This is a genomic window from Candidatus Tumulicola sp. (genome assembly GCA_035601835.1).
Lineage (GTDB): Bacteria > Vulcanimicrobiota > Vulcanimicrobiia > Eremiobacterales > Eremiobacteraceae > DATNNM01.
This window is the reverse complement of sequence record DATNNM010000015.1, coordinates 21,479-35,594: the sequence shown is the minus strand read 5'-3', so window position 1 is coordinate 35,594 and position 14,116 is coordinate 21,479. Positions and strand designations below refer to the sequence as shown.

Annotated in this window: 15 protein-coding genes; 7 read left to right on the top strand and 8 right to left on the bottom strand. The window is 63.2% G+C overall.

The annotated features are described in order from the left end of the window. Positions 1-204 precede the first annotated feature (204 nt). Positions 205-948 carry a rhomboid family intramembrane serine protease gene (locus tag VN934_09905; GenBank protein HXM19100.1) on the bottom strand — a complete coding sequence of 248 codons (744 nt, stop codon included), beginning with the start codon at positions 946-948 and terminating at the stop codon, positions 205-207. 9 nt (positions 949-957) lie between these two features. After that, positions 958-2,082 (bottom strand): M20/M25/M40 family metallo-hydrolase, encoded by a 1,125-nt coding sequence (locus VN934_09900; GenBank protein ID HXM19099.1) that lies wholly within the window; start codon positions 2,080-2,082, stop codon positions 958-960. A gap of 108 nt (positions 2,083-2,190) precedes the next feature. On the opposite strand from VN934_09900, the gene VN934_09895 reads away from it, so the two are divergent. Then, entirely contained in the window at positions 2,191-3,195 is a 1,005-nt protein-coding gene (locus VN934_09895; GenBank protein ID HXM19098.1) for an alpha/beta hydrolase-fold protein, read from the top strand. Here the strand turns inward: VN934_09895 and VN934_09890 are convergent. The 3 genes from VN934_09890 to VN934_09880 are packed head-to-tail and all read right to left on the bottom strand — an operon-like array spanning position 3,192 to position 5,543. Further along, the gene (locus VN934_09890; GenBank protein ID HXM19097.1) at positions 3,192-4,070 is read right to left on the bottom strand and encodes an EamA family transporter; all 879 of its coding nucleotides are present in this window, start codon (positions 4,068-4,070) and stop codon (positions 3,192-3,194) included. The genes VN934_09895 and VN934_09890 overlap by 4 nt on opposite strands. Before the next feature lie 6 nt (positions 4,071-4,076). Next, positions 4,077-4,862: an inositol monophosphatase family protein gene (locus tag VN934_09885; GenBank protein ID HXM19096.1), complete on the bottom strand. Its 786-nt coding sequence runs from the start codon at positions 4,860-4,862 to the stop codon at positions 4,077-4,079. Further along, entirely contained in the window at positions 4,863-5,543 is a 681-nt protein-coding gene (locus tag VN934_09880; protein HXM19095.1) for a hypothetical protein, read from the bottom strand. It abuts the gene before it with no gap. Between the two features lie 145 nt (positions 5,544-5,688). Here VN934_09880 and VN934_09875 point away from each other — a divergent pair, with 145 nt between their 5' ends. Continuing rightward, a complete protein-coding gene (locus VN934_09875; GenBank protein ID HXM19094.1) occupies positions 5,689-6,267 on the top strand; it encodes a DNA-3-methyladenine glycosylase I in 579 nt (192 codons plus the stop codon). Positions 6,268-6,274: 7 nt separating this feature from the next. On the opposite strand, the gene VN934_09870 is transcribed toward VN934_09875, so the two are convergent. Continuing rightward, positions 6,275-8,017, bottom strand: a complete 1,743-nt coding sequence (locus VN934_09870; protein HXM19093.1) for a DUF885 domain-containing protein — start codon at positions 8,015-8,017, stop codon at positions 6,275-6,277. A gap of 99 nt (positions 8,018-8,116) precedes the next feature. Here VN934_09870 and VN934_09865 point away from each other — a divergent pair, with 99 nt between their 5' ends. Continuing rightward, positions 8,117-8,629, top strand: coding sequence for an HhH-GPD-type base excision DNA repair protein (locus tag VN934_09865; GenBank protein HXM19092.1), 513 nt, complete (start codon positions 8,117-8,119; stop codon positions 8,627-8,629). A 60-nt stretch (positions 8,630-8,689) separates the two neighbouring features. Here the strand turns inward: VN934_09865 and VN934_09860 are convergent, their stop codons facing one another. Beyond that, the gene (locus tag VN934_09860) at positions 8,690-9,454 is read right to left on the bottom strand and encodes an alpha/beta fold hydrolase (protein ID HXM19091.1); all 765 of its coding nucleotides are present in this window, start codon (positions 9,452-9,454) and stop codon (positions 8,690-8,692) included. Between the two features lie 32 nt (positions 9,455-9,486). Then, on the bottom strand, positions 9,487-9,660 hold the full coding sequence (locus tag VN934_09855) for a hypothetical protein (protein HXM19090.1): 174 nt from the start codon (positions 9,658-9,660) through the stop codon (positions 9,487-9,489). A 580-nt stretch (positions 9,661-10,240) separates the two neighbouring features. Here VN934_09855 and VN934_09850 point away from each other — a divergent pair. From VN934_09850 to VN934_09835, 4 genes are all read left to right on the top strand, one after another. Then, positions 10,241-11,443 (top strand): PQQ-dependent sugar dehydrogenase, encoded by a 1,203-nt coding sequence (locus VN934_09850; protein ID HXM19089.1) that lies wholly within the window; start codon positions 10,241-10,243, stop codon positions 11,441-11,443. Between the two features lie 13 nt (positions 11,444-11,456). Beyond that, positions 11,457-12,548, top strand: coding sequence for a PQQ-dependent sugar dehydrogenase (locus tag VN934_09845; GenBank protein ID HXM19088.1), 1,092 nt, complete (start codon positions 11,457-11,459; stop codon positions 12,546-12,548). A gap of 61 nt (positions 12,549-12,609) precedes the next feature. Beyond that, entirely contained in the window at positions 12,610-13,581 is a 972-nt protein-coding gene (locus tag VN934_09840; GenBank protein HXM19087.1) for a hypothetical protein, read from the top strand. 31 nt (positions 13,582-13,612) lie between these two features. Beyond that, complete coding sequence (locus VN934_09835; GenBank protein HXM19086.1) at positions 13,613-14,065, top strand: DUF5069 domain-containing protein; 453 nt, start codon at positions 13,613-13,615, stop codon at positions 14,063-14,065. The last annotated feature ends 51 nt before the right edge of the window (positions 14,066-14,116 follow it).

Below are 14,116 nucleotides of genomic sequence, written 5' to 3'. Positions count from 1 at the left end.
CCGAGGCATAGCTCAGTCCATCGCCGCTTGCAAGGATATTGCGCGGCGTATAGGCGTACGTGGCAGAACCGACTTGCGATGATGGCAGATATGGGCATATTGACCCTCCCGAGAGCCTGCGCCCTCACTCTACCACCGGCGCTCGCGCTAGGTAACTGGTGAACTCCGCAAACTTAACGGTCCTCCAACGCGTCTGGTCCCCGACTACGACTTGAACAAGTCGTCGGGCTTATCGATGCGCGAGACTTTCTTTTGCCACCCGCGCATGCGTTGGCGCATCCGCCAGTGGTCGAAGCGCTCCTTGATGCTCGGACCGCGTCCGCCCCCGCCGCCGCGCGGGCGAAAGTCAAAGCGCCCTGCTGCGAACGCATAGGAGAAGACGGCGGTCACGACGATTGCGATCAGCGCGCTCAACTTGTTGCCGTACGCCGCGTAGTTGAGGAAGAACTCCAACGCGGCGCTGATGATGCCGAGCCAGCGCGCCTCGATCGGGATCACGAAGTAGATGTAGATGCGCGCTGACGGATTGAGCGCGCCGAACGCGATGCCCAAAGAGACGAAGTGGGTGACGGCGCCGGCGAAGAAACCGCCGGGCAACGCCGGGGAAAGCGCGTTCAAACCGATGACGGTCATGCCCGCCGCGATGCCGCTCAAGAAGAAGAACGCCACGAAACGCGGCGTTCCCCATGCGCGTTCGAGCGGGCTGCCGAAGAAGTAGATGGCGAGCGCATCGAACAGCAAGCCCAAGATGTTGCCATGCACGAGCGGAAACGTCAGCATCTGCCAGAAGCGGAAGTGCAAGAACCAATCCGGTACCGTCGGCCAACCGAGCCAATCGACCAGATCCTGCATCAGCCCGAAGAAACCGATCACGAAGAACGCTAGCATGAGGCTCAAGAGCGCCCAGATTGCCGGCGTGTCCGATCCCGCGTACGGGTTGTAGCGCATCGCCACAGCTTAAGCGGCAGCGAGCGTCAGCGCTCGCAACACGACCTCCGCGCTAGAATAGAAGTCTTCCAGATCAAGCCACTCGCTCACGGTATGGACGTCGCGCATGCCGGTGCCCAGTATCACGGCCGTGATGCCGCGTTGGTTGAAGACGTTCGCGTCCGAGCCGCCGAGGATCGACACCGTCTCCATCGGCTTGCCGAGATCGCTCGCCGAACGGCGCATGAGACGCACGATCGGCGCGTCGTCGGGCACGTGCATGCTCTCATATTCCCGCTCGCTGGTTTCTTCGAGCCACGCGCGCACCAATTTCCCACCCACTTCGGCCGTTGCACGCGCGGCGGCGTCTTGAAAGCAGCGTCGGATCGCCGCAGTCACCTCATCCAGACGATTGCGATCGTGCGAGCGCGCCTCGCCGCGCACGACGCAGCGGTTCGGGATGACGTTGGTCGCCGTGCCGCCCTCGAGGATCACCAGATTGCTGGTCGTCTGCGCATCCACGCGCCCAAGCGGCGCCGCCGCGATCGCCTCGGCCGCGACCCGCACGGCGGAGATGCCCTGCTCCGGCGCCATGCCCGCGTGCGCCTCCAACCCGTGCACAACGAATTCGAAGCGATCGGCCGACGGTGCTCGCGTGACGAGCTGCGTGGAGAATGGCGCGTCGAGCACGAGCGCCTCGCGCGCGCGAAAACCATCCCACTCCAAGTGCTTGGCGCCCAGCAAACCGATCTCTTCGCAAATCGTGAACGCGATCTCGATGTCTCCGCGCGGCGCGCGACTGTCGACCAGCGCGCGTAGCGCCTCGACGATCACCGCGATGCCGCTCTTGTCGTCGCTTCCCAAGACTGTCGTGCCGTCTGCGCGCATGCGCCCGTCCGAAATCGAGGGCTTCACGCTTTTCCCCGGTCCGACGGTGTCCATATGCGCATTGAGCAGCAGCGGCGCCACGTCGGGCTTCGTGCCGGCAAGCCTCCCGAGGACATTGCCGGTCGCACCGCCGACCGCACTGCCGGCGTCGTCGATGCGCACCTCGGCTCCGATGTCGCGCAACGCCTGCGCAAGCCGCTCGGCGACGGATCGCTCTTCCTTAGAGAGGCTGTCGATGCAGATCAGGTCTCGGACGAACTGCGTCATGCGGTCGCGGTTTATCATCTCCGCCGGATTACCGCCGCCCGCGCGGGGTTCCTCCGCCCGCGTGCGCACGGGCGAGGACTATCCCGAGAAAATCACCAAGCCGAAAGCATGAAGACGTATGAACGCGGAATCGCAAAGGCGCTGCGACATTCCTCGACCGTGTTGCGGGGCAACGCGCTTGGGGATCCGCACGAGCGCGATGTCTGGTGCTATCTGCCGGCCGGATACGAAGCGGGCAAGGAACGCTATCCGGTCATCTACTTTCTTGCGGGTTTCACCGGCAACGGCCGGATGATGTTCAACGCGGACGGTTTTGCCGAGAGCATCGACCTGCGGCTAGACCGCCTCATCGGATCGGGCGCGATGCCGCCCGCCATCTGCGTGCTGCCTGATTGCTTCACGCGCTTCGGCGGCAGCCAGTACTGCAACTCGTCCGCGACCGGCCGCTACGAGGACTATCTGATCGACGAGATCGTGCCGTTCGTGGATGCGCAGCTACGCACGCTCGCGGGCCGCGACCATCGCGGCGTCACGGGCAAGTCTAGCGGCGGTTACGGGGCGTTCCGGCTCGCCATGCGCCATCCGGACGTCTTCGGCGCGCTCGGCTCGCATGCCGGCGATGCCTATTTCGAATATTGCTACAAAGCCGACTTCCCGAAATTCGTGCGCGGCATCGAAAAGGCGGGCGGCGTCGAAAAATTCTTCCACAATTTCGAAGCCATGCCGAAAAAGACGGACGAAGCCATGGGCGTCCTCAACATCTTGGCGATGGCGGCGTGCTATTCACCCAACCCGAAGGAGCCGCTCGGCATCGACCTACCGGTGAATCTCAAGACCGGAGAAGTCCGAGCCGACGTCTGGAAGCGCTGGGAAGCAGAAGATCCGGTGTTCATGGCCCGCGGCCACGCGCAGGCGTTGAAATCGCTGAAGAAGATCTTCATCGACGCGGGCTCGCGCGACGAATTCTCTCTCGATATCGGCGCACGCATCTTTTGCTCGCGACTGGACGAGCTCGGCGTCAAATACACCTATGAAGAATTCGACGACACGCACATGGCGATTTGGTATCGCTACGACCGCTCGTTGACGGAGCTCGCCAAAGCCCTAGCCTAACGCTTCGGCTCTATTCGCATCAACGCGATGCTCGCAAAAACGAGCACCGCTCCGATCCCAGTCTGCACGGCGAGCTGCTCGTGCCCAAGCAAGGTCCCCAATACGACCGCGACGACCGGCGTCACGTACAAAAAGAGCGAGACCCTAGTGGCGGGGATGACGCGCAAGAGCCAATAGTAAGCAAGAAACGCGATCGCCGAACCAAAGATCGTCAAATACGCCAGCGCGGCGACGGCCTGCACGCTGAAGTGCACCGGCGTATGAAGGTCGAGCATCAAAGCGAGCAGTGTCAGCAACAGGCCCGCAAGCAATTGGCTCGGCGCCGCGATCGCCAAGGGCGAAAAATCGGCGCCCCAATGTTTGATCGCAACCAGGCTGAAGGCGGCGATCAATGCAGAGAGCAGCACCGCCGCGACGCCTTGCCAGGGCGCGTGAGCCGCGCGAACGACCTCAGCCCAGTAGATCACGGCGACGCCGCCAAAGCCTACGAGCAATCCCACGACCTTGTACGCGTTGAAGCGCTCGATGCGGAACACGAACGCCGCGATGACGCTGATAAGGATCGGGGTCACGGCGAACAACACCGCGGTGAGTCCGCTTGGCACGGTCTGCTCCGCCCAGTAGATGAGGAAATAGTTCGCCGCGATCGTGGCGCCCTGGAGCAGCACCTGCCCCCGGAACTCAGGCCCGCGAGGCCACGCCGTACGGAACAGCAGCGCGATCGCCATGAGGAGGACGCCCGAGATGACGAAACGCAAGGCCACGCCTGTCGCCGGCGGCACGCCCACCAAGCCCCACTTGATGGCCAGCCACGTAGAGCCCCAGATCCAACAGAGCAAGACGAAGTAAAGATTCGCAGCGACTCGCTTGCTCATCGAAGACTACGGCTCGGCAAGAATTTTCAAGACTTCGGGCAGGAGCACGCGGTTCGTCGTGACCGCGTTGTTGCCGCGAATCGTGCGCCGGCCGGCGAAATCGGTGAGCGTGCCGCCCGCCTCTTCGATGATGGGCAACAGCGCGGCCAGATCCCAGACATTGACCTTGGGATCGAGCATGATCTCGGCACGCCCGGTGGCCACCAGGGTGTGCCCGTAACAATCGCCCCATCCGCGTTGCGCGCCGACCCGTCGCCGCACTTTCTCCGCCGCGGCAAACGCGCTCTCGTCGCTTTGCCCCGCACTAGTGGCCGGGTAATTGAAGAGCACCAGCGCATCGGCCAGCGTCGAGATTGTCGAAACGCGCGCCGCCGCGCCATTGAGGAAACAGCCCTGGCCGCGCGCCGCGCACACGGTGTCGCCGAGCGCCGGAAACGAGGCGACGCCCAACACCGCGTCGCCGCCCGTCTCCAGGCCCACGAGCACGCCGTATATGGGCACCCCGTGCACGAACGAAAACGTGCCATCGATCGGATCGATGATCCAGGTGCGCTCGGAGGCGCCCGTGCGCTCGCCGAACTCTTCGCCCACGATAGCGTCGTCCGGAAAGCGCTCGGCGATGCGTTGCCGCAGATACTCCTCGGTTTCGAGGTCGGCCGGCGTGACGAAGCTGCCGTCAGCCTTGCGTTCGATCTTGGTCTGGTTGCGGAAGTACGGCAACGTGCGCTCGCCGGCGCTGCGCGCTATCTCAACGGCGAACTCGAGCAGCGCGTCAAGGCCGACAGCGGTCATTCATTTGTCGCGCGAATCAGAAACGCGCTCGAAATGCAGCGACAGCGTCTGCTTGACGAAACCCTCGGGCGTGGACTGCGTGAAGACCTTGCTGAGGTCGCCGCTGACCGGCACGAGCAGGCTCGGCTTGAAGACGATCGTGCCTCTGGTCGTGCCGTTGGCGCCGGTCGTCTTGACACTGATGCGCTGATCCTCGTTGATTGTGAGCAGCAGCCCATCGATCTTCGTGACCGCGAAATCGGTATCGACTTTCGCGGCTCCGCGCGTGAGCGACGTCTGCCACTTCGAACCGACGTTGACGCTATCCGTCGCCAAGAATTGCGTGCCGAAAAATTGGAGCAGCTCGCGCGTGGCGTCGCTGATGGTCGATGGCCCGAAGTTCACCGTGCCGTCCGGGGTCACGTTGCCCTGATACTTCGAAGGCGTGCCCTTCTTGTTCATGATTTCCGTGACGTCGATGCCGAGCACGTTGCTCTGGACGGCCATGATGTCGATCCGCACCGTGCCATCGTCGGTGACGAACTGGTTGGTGCTGCCCATACCCTCGTATGATTGCGAGTTGCCGCTGACCTGAAGCGACGTTTTGACCTTATACACCACCTCGCGCAAAGGCGTGATGCCGGGCGGCGCGGTGGCGTCGGCCACCATGAGCGTGCCGGCGGCGAGAAGTCCTACGAGCATCGAAAAAGCCTCCAAGATGTAGCGACTCGAACGAAGTTCGGGTGTAGTGCCGGGGCTTTAGCCCCGGTGTCGGACCCTACACTTAGCGGCTCGGACCTTTAGTTCTTTGCCGGGAGCCGCTCGAAAGGGCGGTGAACGCTCATTCATGACCCTCAAACGCTGCCCCTGGGCGAGAAGCGAGCCCATGATGCGCTACCATGACGAAGAGTGGGGTGTGCCGGCGCATGACGATCGCATCCTCTTCGAGTTTCTCACGTTGGAGGGCGCGCAAGCAGGACTGAGCTGGGAGACGATCCTGCGCAAACGCGCGCGCTATCAAAAGGCCTTCGCCGGATTCGATCCCGCGCGCGTGGCGCGCTTCACGCCGGCGCGGATCAAGAAGCTGATGGGCGACGCCAGCATCGTGCGCAACCGCTTGAAGATCGAATCGACGGTAGCCAACGCCCGAGCGTTTCTGGCAGCGCAGCGCGAGTTTGGCAGCTTCGACGCATATGTCTGGAGTTTCGTCGACGGAGCCCCGATCGACGGCAAGCGGCGCCGCATCTCCGAAGTGCCCGCATCCACGAAACGCGCGGAGGCGTTGAGCAAGGACCTGCGCAAGCGCGGCTTTCGCTTCGTGGGCCCCACGATCTGCTACGCGTTCATGCAAGGCGTAGGCATGGTGAACGATCACCTGCTCGATTGCGCCTGGCACGATCGCGCGCTTGTAGCCACGGAGCTTTAGCTCCGTGCTAGCGCTGCCGGTCGAGCAACCCATCGATGAAGCGCGGCTCCACCGATCCCATCTCCAAAAGCTTGCGATTGAATTCGGCCACGCCATAGCGGCCGTGCCGCGCCTGCCAGGCCTGCATGATGTCGTAATAGCCCGCGAAATACGTCGTGAGCTGGTCGTGCGACAACTCCAAACGATGCCACTTCGTCTCGGCCTGCGCGCGCTCCTGAAACGCTCCGTTCATCAACAGGTTCATGCACTGCGCTTTGGTCAGCGAACCGGCGTGGTATTCGGCGTCGATGATCACGTTGGCATATTCCCGCAGCCGCCACTTCAATTGGAAGAGGCGAAGGCCGACGTCCCCCGCGCCAAAGCCTGAGTCCAGCATCATGCCTTCGGTGTAGATGGCCCAGCCCTCGTCGTACGATCCGCTGGTCCATACCCGTCGGACCAGCGACGGTACGTTGGCGCCGTAACGGAACTGGACGTAGTGGCCCGGCACGGCCTCGTGCAGCGAGAGGATCTGCATCTCGTAATCATTGTTCTCGCGCAAGTACGAGCGCACGCGATCCGCCGACCACGTCGCCGGAATGCGATCGATGTAGTAATACGAGCCCGCGAGGGGCGTGAACGGTCCTGGCGGCGACATGCTCGCGCCGGCCACGCCCGCCATGAACGCCGGCGTGGGAACGACCGAGAGCGTGTCGGGTTTTGGCAGCGGCACGACCGGATGGCTGCGCAGAAACGCCTCGAGCTTGGCCACATCGGCCTTGGCGGTCGCGAACACGGCGTTCGCGCTCGGGTGGTTGTCGGCGAGCCGATCGAGCACTTCGCCGACGACCGCGTTGGTGTACGCATCGCCGCTTTCGAGGTGCCGGCGATCGGCGAAGAATTTCTGGTCCAGCGGCAGCGCCAGGTGCAACATCTCCGCGCGCGTGGCGGCGAAGGCCGCGCGCGCCCGCGCGACGAGCACGGGTCGCGGCGTATCGGTTCCGACGACGAGCTGCAGTTCGCGATCGAACACCGCCGCGCCGACGCGCGGGTTGCCGGTGGATTGCGCGAGCAGCGGACCGCTCAAGAACGCTTGAAGGTCGTGGAGACTTGCGATCGCCGCCGGCAGCGCCGCGAGCATGCGCTTGCGCGTCTCCGGCGAGGCCTGCTTCGCCAATGCGACGAGGTCGTGCTCGTACATGTCGATGTTGCCCAGGTTTTGATCGATCGCGAGCTCGGTGAAGACCCGCGGCGGGTGGTTCAAGTTGGCTTCGGCGGCGCGCACGATGTCGGGAACGAGCTTGATGCGCGACGCGAGATGGCGCAGTCGCGTCTCGAGGGGAGCAAAGGGCCGGCCGGTCAACGAGTAGGCGCCGTCGCCGATCGTGCCCACGAAAATCCCCGGATCGTTCGCGAACGGGCGAAGCGCGGCGTCTTCGAAGAGATCCGCGTCGATCTGATCTTTCAAACGTCGAAGGTCTGCCTGGTCGTCGGTGCTGAGCTGCGCTGCGTCAAGCGCCGCGAAGCGCGCGCGCCAGCCCTGCTCCCAGCGCAGCGATGCGGCGTGTCCGGTCGGCGACAGATCGGGCAACTTGTCGTCGTAGGTGTGGATCCCGATGCCGCTCGCGAACAGCGGATCTTGTGCCTCAGACTCATCCAGGTATTGACTGACGAGTTGTTTGAAATCGCCGCCGGCCGCAGCCGCCCGCACCGGCATCGCCGAGATGACGAGCGTCGCGAGCGCGACGAGGGCCAAAGAGAATAGACGCATTAACGCTCCATCATGTAGCGACCCGAGCGAAGCTCGGGTGTAGCGCTCCGAGCGAAGCTCGGAGGCAAAGATGACAACGGGGACAAAGTGCGCCGCCTCATGGCAAAGTCCTCGTTTCCCTTCACCCCTGACGCCGCGGCGAACGCGCTGCTCGCGCGCGACGGCACCGCACTGCTGATCGGCATGTGCCTCGACCAGCAGGTGCGCACCGAAAAAGCCTTCAGTTCGCCGTTCGTGCTGCGCGAACGGCTGGGCCACATCGACGCGCGCAAAATCGCTGCCACGCCGCCGGCCAAGCTCGACAAGATCTTCCGGACACCGCCGGCGCTGCATCGCTTTCCCGGGATGATGGCCAAGCGCGTGCGCCAGCTGTGCAAGATCATCGCTGAAGATTACGGCAATCGCGGCGCGAACGTGTGGAAGCGCGCCAAGACGGCGGATGATCTATACGCACGGTTGCGCGCCTTGCCTGGCTTTGGCGAAGGCAAAGCCGTCGTCGGTGTGCACGTGCTGGCGAAGTTCGGCGGCATAAAGCCGACAGGCTGGCGTCGCTACGCCAACGAGCAAGCCTTGCCGTGGGAATTCAAATCCGGGAAAAAAATCACGGCATAATCGTACCCACGGACCTTTAGGTCCGTGCACGCAAGTAGTGCCGGGCTTTAGCCCCGGAAATCATCCCGCGCGCCGCAACAACTCGCGCAACGCCGCCGTCACCGCCTCGGGTTGCTCGACGCTCGGCAAGTGCCCGGCCTCCGGAATCGGCGTGAACGTCGCATGCGACAGCGAGGCCGCAAGCTCGCGCGCCTCGGCGATCGGCACCACCGGATCATCTTCCCCGTGGATGATCGCGATCGGAACCGTTGCCTGGCCGAGCAAAACTCGCGAGTCCGGGCGCGCCCCAATCGCACGTTGAGCCGCGATGATCCCAGCCGGCGTCGCGGCTGCGGCCATCGCTCGCACCCGGGCCACGGCGGCAGGCCGTCCGGCGAGCGAGGTCTTCGAGAGGGCCGATGCCGGCGCGCCCTCGATCACGAAAGTAAAACCCTCGGCCTTGATCCTCTCGATCGCGGCGAGCCGAGCCGCGCGCTGCTCGTCGCTGTCGGCGGCTGCGCGGCTATTCACCAGCGCGAGCCCTCGCACGAACTGCGGAGCAGCCCGCAGCATCGCCAAAGCGACGTAGCCGCCCATCGAGCCTCCCGCAATCACTGCCTCCTCCACGCCGGTCCCGCGCAGCGCCGCCAAAAGCTCGCCGGCCCAGTCGTCGAGGCTGGGAGACCCGTCCGGGGCAGGCGATAAGCCGAAACCCGGAAAGTCGGGCACGATCACGCGAAGATCGCCTTGCAGCACGACTCGTTGGTGGTCCCACATCCGCCCGTCCAGCGGCAGCGCGTGGAGCAGGAGGAGGGTCCTCCCATGACCCGCATCGCGGAAATGCATACGTGAATCCACTCTAAGGAGCCCGAAACCGCTCAATCGACCCTGCGGAAGACGGTCCCGCCGCACGAACACGGCTCGATGACAAAGGAAAGGGCGTACTCGACCGTCTCCTTGCCGCACGTGTCGCAACGGTAGGTCCCGGGTCCCGCAAGCTGGCCTACGACGAAGGTCGCCTCGTCCACCCTGAGGGCTTTGCCGAGCGACACAAAAACACTCCTACGCTCGTCATACCTGTATGCCCGACGCAATCGACAGTTTGCTCGATTCCCTGATCACAGGTCCTAGCGAACCTAGTCCTGAGGCGTGGCATCGCTTCGGGGACCACGGCAAGCTGACTCAGCGCTGCCCGCTATTCAAGACGGATAGCATGTGCGGCGCCTGCTGCCTCCACTTCACCGGCGACCTCTTTGAACGTGTGACCGATCACACCGCCTTCGAGGACGCTTACACGCGATTCCGACTAACCGCTCGCCGGGAAGTCACGACCGCCGTTTTTCGCAACCTTGCAGCGCATGCGTGTGGGTATTGCCCAAACAATCCCATCCGCAACGTGCACGATCGCGACGAATCGGTTGGAAGAGAATAGTACGCGTAGCGCTCGAACGATATAGCGCACGCTGACGACAAATGGGGGCGGAACCCGGGCCTTAGGGCGCGGGTTCCTCGTATTTTAACGCCGAAACATCCGAAATAAGGGTATTGAATATGTAGTGCCGGGGCTTTAGCCCCGGGGGTGTAGTGCCGGGGCTTTAGCCCCGGAAATCGGGGCACCGGAGAAACGTCGCCATGAATCGCACGCATCGCGATCGGACCCTACTCCTTGGGTTCTCCCTCGCGGCCGCAGCCATGCTCGGGATGGCCGGCTCGCTCGCGGCGTGCAGCGGCAGCGGCGCAACGGGCGCCATCAGCCCCTTGCCCAGCCCTGGACCTTCGGGGCCGACGCCGACTCCCGGTCCCACCCCACCCATGACCTTGAGCGTCCCGGCGGGCTTTCACGTCACCATGGTCAACACGAACGTTCCAGGCGCGCGCTTTCTCGCGTACGCGCCAAACGGCGATCTCATCGTGTCGCAAACCGACAACGGCACCGTCGTGGCCATCAAGCCGAGCACCGCGGTCAACGCCGCACCGCAAGTCATCGCAAGTGGCTTGCCGCGCCCACACGGCCTTGCTTTCCACGGGAATGATCTCTACATCGCGACATGGACGGGGCTCAGCGTGATCCGGAGCTACCCGACCGGCACGCTAGTCCAAACGCTTTACAGCGGCTTAGCGGAAAATGGGGATCATAACAACCGCTCGCTCGCGATCGCGCCCGACGGCACCGTATTCGAGTCATCGGGATCCGACTGCAACCTCTGCAGCGAGGGTTCAAATCTGCTCGCCACCGTGATGCACATGAACGCTGACGGCACGAATCCTCAAATCTATGCTTCGGGTGTGCGCAACGGCAGCGGTTTGGCTTTCGATGGCAGCGGCCAATTGTGGATGGTGGTTAACCAGCGCGACGATCTGCCGCCCAATCACGAGAACTTGCCGACCGAAGAATTCGACAAGGTCGTCAACGGCGGCAATTATGGCTGGCCGAGTTGCTTCCCGGATAGCACCGGCGCCCGGCAGGCTAATCCCGACTACGGCACCGGCACGCAAAGCTGCGCCGGTCAACAGGCGGACACGTTCCCGATGCAGGCGCACTCCGCACCGCTCGGCATCGTCTTTTATAACGGCTCCATGTTCCCGTCGTCGTACAAGGGCGGCGCGTTCGTCGCGTTTCACGGCTCGTGGGATCGCTCGGTTCCGACCGGCGATAAAGTCGTATTCATCACGTTCACCAGCGGACAGCCCAGCAGCATTATGGATTTCGTGACCGGCTGGCTGCAAAGCGGGTCGTATTTGGGAAGACCCGTCGGGCTTGCTGTCGGAGCCGACGGCTCGCTGTATATCAGCGACGACAAGCTCGGGTACGTCTACCGCATCACCTATGGTTAAATCTAAATGTGGTATGCCAGACTTTAGTCTGGCTTTGATATTCGCGGCCTTGATGGTACTTTCATTACCCGCCTGCTCCGCTCGCGCATCGGACGGCAACCTCCACGTGCCGCCGGGTTTCTCGATCACGCTCGTCAACGCCAGGATCCCCGACGCGCGCTTCCTCGCCGTGGCTCCGAACGGCGACATCGTCGTGTCCGAGCTGAATCGCGGCCAGGTCGTGTCTCTGCCGGCCAACGCAACGCCCGAAACCCAGCCGCGCGTCGTCGCGCAAGGTATCCCCCTCGCGCACGGACTCGCTTTTCGCGGCAACGACCTCTACATCGCGGGCTGGACCGGCGTCACTCGCCTCACATACCCGGGCGGGCAACCGACAGCGCTGTTCTCGAACATGCCGCAGGGCGGAGATCACAATCATCGCGCGCTGGCGCTCGCCAAAGACGGAAGTATTTTCGTCAGCAGCGGTTCGAACTGCAACGTCTGCGCGGAGCCCGACCCGCGCTTCGCCACCGTGCTCCGCTACGACGCCAACGGCCACAACGGTCGCATCTACGCGAGCGGGCTGCGCAACGCGTCCGGTCTCGCCTTTGACGCAAACGGCAGATTATGGGCGGTCATCAACGAACGCGACATGATCGGCGACGAGTTGCCGCCCGAAGAGCTAGTCGAGATCAAGGATGGCGGCAACTACGGATGGCCGTACTGCTACCCCGGCACTGGCGTTCGCGTGCCAAACCCTGAGTACAATGACCCCTCGAAATGCGCCGGCACCGTCAAGTCTGGCTTCTTATATCAGGCCCACTCGGCGCCGCTGCAGATCGCCTTTTACAACGGCAAGCAATTCCCGCAAGCCTATCGCGGCGCGCTGTTCGTCGCCATGCACGGCTCGTGGAACCGCTCGACGAAGACGGGCTACAAGGTCGTGGTCATATTCTTCAAGGGCGGGAAGCCCGACCACGCTGAAGATTTTGTCACCGGCTGGCTCAGCGCCGATCAAAGCGTCAGCGGCCGGCCCGCAGGCGTGGCGGTCGGGCAGGACGGTTCGCTGTACATCTCGGATGACCTCAGCGGCGCGATCTACAAAGTGACCTACAAGCGACCTTGATGTAGCCACGGACCTTTAGGTCCGTGTGTAGTGCCGGAGCTTTAGCTCCGGGAGGAGCCCAATGCAACGCATCATGCTAGCGGCCGTGGCGGCCGCACTTTTGTTGCCCAACGCAGCTTTAGCGTGGGGCCTTCACGGTCATGAGATCATCGGGCGCGCTGCGGTTGCGCATTTGCCCGCCGACTTACCGGCCTTCGCGCGCAGCGACGCCGCCAAGGACGAGATCATTTACCTCCAAAGCGAGGAGGATCGCCTGAAACTGGGCGGCCGCGACACGGATGCCTGGACGCGGGAGTGGACCACGGATCATTACATCGACATCACAGACGATCTCTCGATCGGCGGCGCGGTTTCGATCGACGCCCTGCCGCCGACGCGCGAGAAATTCATGCTCGCGCTCATGCGCGCAACGCCGCCGGTCGACCCGTACGACATCGGCTTCCTTCCATACGCGATCGTAGAGGGCTACGAGCAAGTTCGGCTCGACTTTGCATTGTGGCGGCGAGCGCAGGCCGCACAAACAGGATTGAGCGGCGACCAACTCGCGAAGGCTCGCAAAACACTCGCACTGCGCGAGTCGCTCATCTTGCACGACATCGGCCTGTTCTCCCATTTCGTAGGCGACGGCAGCCAGCCGCTGCACGTCAGCGTGCACTACAACGGCTGGGGCAAGTACCCAAATCCGAACAACTACTCACAAGACAATACCACCCATGCGCAATTCGAATCGGACTTCGTGGACAAGTTCATGGACGCCGGCCAGGTAACGCCCCTGGTCGCACCGGCCGTGACCTTCTCGGCCACCCCGCTCCAGGAGATCCAGACCTACCTCAAGGCGACCGACTCGCAAGTCGTGCCGTTCTACGAACTGAAGAAGAAGGGCGCGTTCGCGTTGGACGACAGCACCTCGGCCGCGCACAGGCAAGGACTGGAGTTCACGCGCCAGCGGCTCGCCTCAGGAGCGCAAATGCTCGACAGCCTGATCGAAACCGCGTGGCGCACGAGCGCCGACATCAAAGGCCGAGAAGATTAAGAGGATCGGCCCGCGGCGTCAAGAGGTGAGTATGGGCTGGATTCCATGTTCTGGTCTCAATTCAGTGGCCGGACTGGTGTGGCTACCGCGATTGTTGGAGAAAGCTCGTCGCTGCGAAACCACGCAGAACGGACATCTCGTCGACGGCTACTGCTATGGCGACAATGATTTCATCGATAAACAGCTCATTGCGTTTTTACGCACGAACGACGCTACCATCTCCACACTCGTAAAAGAGCATCCGGCCGACATCGACGTTGCGAGAATGCTCGTCGACCGGAGCGGGCGCAGTCCTGCTGAGTGCGAGGCTTTCAATAAGACGTTCCGCCGAAGAAACTTTGACTTTGTGCTTCTCGAAGCGGACGAAGGACGGCTTCGGCCCGGCCTCAAGGCGGCGATCTTGAAGTTCACGTACAACAACGTGATGATGCCCGCAATTTACTGGATGTTCCGGCGCGACGAACGCAACCGAAACGCGGGATAAAATCTTACTATCGGCGCACAATAAAGCGGGACCTTTTCAGGCCCCGCTCTA